We start from the raw sequence: 4,018 nt of genomic DNA, 5'->3' as shown, positions 1-4,018 counted from the left end.
GGGTCTCGGGTCTTGGAAGATCCGCCGGCTAACGGGTAGGCGGCGGGGCGGGTTCCGGATCAGGAGTGCCGGGAGCGCCCTTGCACGTCCTGCTCGCGCTCGATCCTCTCCAGGACGTCCGTCTGCTTCTTGCTCTCCTCTCGCATGATCCTGACGCACTCGGCGATCCGGCGCTGCAGCTCGACGCACTCGCGCAGGATGTCCCGGATCTCTCGCGTCATGTCGATGTAGGCCACCGTGCCCTGGAGGTGCATGGCGCCATCGGGGGCGGCCAGCGTTGCCCCTGCCGATGGGGGCGGTGCTGCCGCAGCGTCCTTCGCCTTGTCGGCCTTTAGCATCAGCCTCAGGCCGAAAATCACGATCAGCGCCCCAACAGCCGCCTGCAGGACCGGAAACCCGGACAGGCTGTCATAGATCTCCTTCAGGAACCCAGCCTCAAGCATCGGTGGCCTCTCCCCTGTGCGCTCGCGGCTTGGGCGTCAGCACCAGCCCACTCGCGGCGGCCGACGCCTTCAGGTCTTCGATCTGACCCTCCAGGGTGTCCTTGCGCCTGACCGCGTCCCGCCGTGCGATATAGCAGGACAGCAGCTCGAACATCGTCAGCGTGCCGAAGACCGGAATGTTGAGCGAGGGCGAGTTGGCGTGGAAGGCGTCCATGAACAAGGCCAGGGTGAGCTGGCCCCAGACCACGGCGCTGAACAACGCGCACCAGGCCCGGATGTAGGCACCCGAGGGAAAGACCCGGCCGTTGTTGATGTGGCCGTTCATGTAGAGGGCGAAGCCCCGGGCGATACCCACGACCGCGTAGAAGGTCGCCATGTTCTCCTCGGTCGCGCCGAGCGCGGCGATCGGGCGGAGGGCTGTTCGCTCCAGCGTGTCGCCGGGCATCGCCAAGGTCACTGCGATCATGACCATCATGACCGCTATGGCCCACTCGAACAGCCGCTCCGAACTGTAGGGTCCGGCCGGATGCGAGGGGTCAGGATCGGACAGACCCATCACAGCCTCCTGCCGATCACGATGCCGTCACCTTCGGGCTCGGCACGGCATCCGCCAGCGGCGCCGCCGAGGGTGCGACGGTGATCCGGTCCACCTCCGGCAGCGATGCGGCCGACGCCAGCAGCCCAGCGGGACGACGGACCCACACGCCATAGGCGAAGCTACCGATCGCCATGGCGCCGCCGACCACGGCGGTCAGGGTGCCGATGTCGGTCAGATACGAGACCTGCTCGGCGGTCAGCCAGCCCCGGGCGACGAGGATGCCGCCGAAGAAGATGAGGAGCGCGCGGAAGGCGCTCGCGACCTGGATCGCGTTCATGGTCGTGTCCTGATTGTCGGATGCTCGGCTGGCCCGGCCGGCGCGGGTGAACCGTTCGGGAATTCCGAAGAGTTGGTCAGGCAGCCAGCGGCCTGCCGCAGGCTGGGCAAGTCGGCACAGCCGGCGCCGCGGCGATCATCGCCAGCGCGTCCTTCCGCACTCCGGCGACGCGGCTCGACCAGCCCTTGCCGAAGGTCGGCCAGGTCGACAGCGCCCCGAGGAAAACCAGCCGGGCGTCGCAGAGCGAGCCGATCAGCTTCTGCCTGTCCTGGCCCGCCACAGCCTTGAGGGTGATCGGCCCGATGTGCCCGTCATCCGCTACGCCGACGAGGCGCTGGAGCGCGATGGCAGCACGGGCGGGCCCGCTGTTCACCGCCCAGTCGAAGACTGCATAGTCGAGGCCCGCTGGCAGGTCGTCGCCCTCGACCGCGTCCCAATAGCGCTGCCGGTAGACCGGCGCGACCTTCGTGGGCGTCAGCGCCTTCACGTCGGCCTTGGTCGCCGGGCGCCCGAGAACAGCCGACAGCGTACCGATCGTGACGCCCAGGTTGGTCGGGCCGCCGGGATCAGCAGGATGATCGACATACCCTCCCTCGTGCTTCAGGACGAGCGCAAGCGCCCGCTCGAATGTGCTCGCGGTCATCGGGGTCTCCAGATTGTCGAGGTGTCAGGACCGGGCCGGGTGGCGCATCGCTCGGGTGGATGGCTACGGCACGACCTTGAGGACATTGCCGGCGGAGGTGTCGCGCCAGAGTGCCCCGGACGGCAGGCCGGTCGCGGAGGTCGGGAGGCCAGGCAGGGTGACGTAACCCGCCGTGGTCAAACCGAGCAGGACCGTAGTCCCCACCCCGAAATACGTACCCGCGTCGTTTCGGACGCGCAGGGCGTTCGTTGGCGGACCGGCCAAGATGCCGGACAAGCCCATATACGAGCCGATGTCGGCGCCGGCCGAGTTCAGGAAGCGGATCGTCCAGTCGCCGCGGTCCTGGAGGTCGATGTAGGTCGGCTTTAGCTGGCCCGCGACGGTGGTGGCGGCCAGAGCGCTTGCCCCCGCGACGTTGAGGCTCGCCAGGGTCGCGGCCCCGGTCGAGGTCAGTGTCGTGAAACGGCCGGGCGCGGCGGCGGTCGCTCCGATCGACGCGCCATTGATGGCGCCGCCAGTGATCGCCGCGGCAGCGTTCTGGGTCGCACCGGTGATCCGGCCGTCGTCGCCGGCCGCGACGGTGCCGGCCGTCGTGCCGACGTTGGCCGCGGCCGCCGTGCCGAGCGACGGCCTGCCAGTCAGGTCCGCATAAGCGCCCGAGGTCGCGACGGTGGCGATCGCCGTCGATCCGGTCCCGCCCTGAGATGCCGGGAGCGGCGTCCCGAGCGCCAGCGTGCTCGCGGAAAGGGCGCCGACGCTTGCTGGCCCCGACACCGCGAGCTGCTGCGTCGTGACCCTGGCGGCGAGTGCCCGGATCAGGGTGTCCAGGCGCTGCTCGGGCGTCTGGACACCAACTTGCGCGATCGCGACCGAAGGCACTGCCGTGCAGGCGACAGCGGCCAGGAGGAGGGCCCTGTGCATGATCAGGCCGCCCGCAGGGGAGTAAAGGGCATAGCGAAGATCCTCGGGGCCGTCACGTACCGTTCCAGGAGGGACACCGTCGCGCGGTCGTGCCCGAGCAAGTCGTCCGCGAAGAACAGCACATCCATGATCGGGCCCTTGAGGAGACCGGTGGACCCATTGTCGAGAGACCCCATGCGCGGAGCATTGGTCGGCTGGACATTGTTCGTTGGGGTCGGTCCCCCCTCCACCCCGTTGATGCGGGCCCGGATGTTGACGGTGTCGGAGGAGAGGATGACGAAGGTGTTCTGCCCACGGGGCGCGGGCATGGTCAGATCCCCGGTGCCATGCCGGAACGACACGGCATCGCCGTTCTGGAGGATGCCGGTGACCACGGAATTGCTGTCGTAGGCCGCCAGAGGCGCCTGCAAAGCCACGCTCGGATCAGCCCGATAGAGCACGGCCATCGTCCACGGATTGGTAAGGATCCAGGATTTGTTGAACTGCGCCAGAAAGTCGTTCGCGCCATCGAACAGGATCCCCGGTCGACCGTTGACCTGACCGTTGGCGTATTTTGGGCGGGACGCATCGCCAGTAAAGTTCGAGAACGTGCCGCCGGTGCCCTTGAGGTTGAGCAAATCGATGACCGGTGCTCCCTGCTGAGTGTTGCCCGGATTGAGGTTGTCCGGCGTCGGACGATGCCAGGAGACGAGACTTGGCAATGCCTTGATCTGCGTGACCAGCGAGGTTGCCAGCGGCAGGGTGGGATCGTTGTTGTCGCTGTTGATGATGATCATGACACAGTAGCCTCGAAGCCCACCAAGTAATGGCGAATGGTTGCAGGGAGGGTGGGATAGGTCTCGCGCGCGCGGCTCGGCACCCCGCTATCGGCGTAGACAAGACCGCGCTCACCGAGCCACGAGCCGGTGGGAGCGGGGGAGCCGAGCGCGTAGCGGAGCCGGCGATTGGCCCCGGTCGGCGCGCTGGAGAGGGTGATGACGATGCGGGCCTGCCCGACCGGGGCACCGGAGCCGATCGCGACCGATGCGATGGCTGGCGGCGAGCCGCTGTCGTCGGTGTAGGCAAATCCCCATTTTCCATCGGCCGGGGCCAGTACCCAATCGGTGTCCTGGGCGATCGACGCCAGCCCGGGCGGC

The 4,018-nt window shown here is 68.0% G+C and carries 7 protein-coding genes; all 7 read right to left on the bottom strand.

Annotated features, from left to right (window positions below; all coding sequences use genetic code 11):
• Window positions 1–59: 59 nt before the first annotated feature.
• On the bottom strand, window positions 60–443 hold the full coding sequence (locus VP06_RS11850; protein WP_048463977.1) for a hypothetical protein: 384 nt from the start codon (window positions 441–443) through the stop codon (window positions 60–62).
• The gene (locus VP06_RS11845; RefSeq protein ID WP_063928381.1) at window positions 436–999 is read right to left on the bottom strand and encodes a hypothetical protein; all 564 of its coding nucleotides are present in this window, start codon (window positions 997–999) and stop codon (window positions 436–438) included. Before VP06_RS11845 ends, VP06_RS11850 begins: the two co-directional genes overlap by 8 nt.
• A 16-nt stretch (window positions 1,000–1,015) precedes the next feature.
• A complete protein-coding gene (locus VP06_RS11840; protein WP_048463976.1) occupies window positions 1,016–1,318 on the bottom strand; it encodes a Pam3-gp28 family putative phage holin in 303 nt (100 codons plus the stop codon).
• Window positions 1,319–1,394: 76 nt separating this feature from the next.
• A complete protein-coding gene (locus VP06_RS11835; RefSeq protein WP_048463975.1) occupies window positions 1,395–1,961 on the bottom strand; it encodes a glycoside hydrolase family 108 protein in 567 nt (188 codons plus the stop codon).
• A 63-nt stretch (window positions 1,962–2,024) separates the two neighbouring features.
• Window positions 2,025–2,882, bottom strand: coding sequence for a hypothetical protein (locus VP06_RS11830; RefSeq protein WP_048463974.1), 858 nt, complete (start codon window positions 2,880–2,882; stop codon window positions 2,025–2,027).
• 2 nt (window positions 2,883–2,884) lie between these two features.
• Entirely contained in the window at window positions 2,885–3,658 is a 774-nt protein-coding gene (locus VP06_RS11825) for a hypothetical protein (RefSeq protein ID WP_048463973.1), read from the bottom strand.
• A partial coding sequence (locus VP06_RS37150; RefSeq protein ID WP_048463972.1) for a hypothetical protein occupies window positions 3,655–4,018 on the bottom strand: 364 nt, incomplete at its 5' end. The genes VP06_RS37150 and VP06_RS11825, both read right to left, overlap by 4 nt.

Source organism: Methylobacterium aquaticum, from assembly GCF_001043915.1.
Classification (GTDB): domain Bacteria; phylum Pseudomonadota; class Alphaproteobacteria; order Rhizobiales; family Beijerinckiaceae; genus Methylobacterium; species Methylobacterium aquaticum.
The sequence above is the reverse complement of the archived record's forward strand: the minus strand, read 5'-3'. Positions and strand labels throughout refer to the sequence as shown.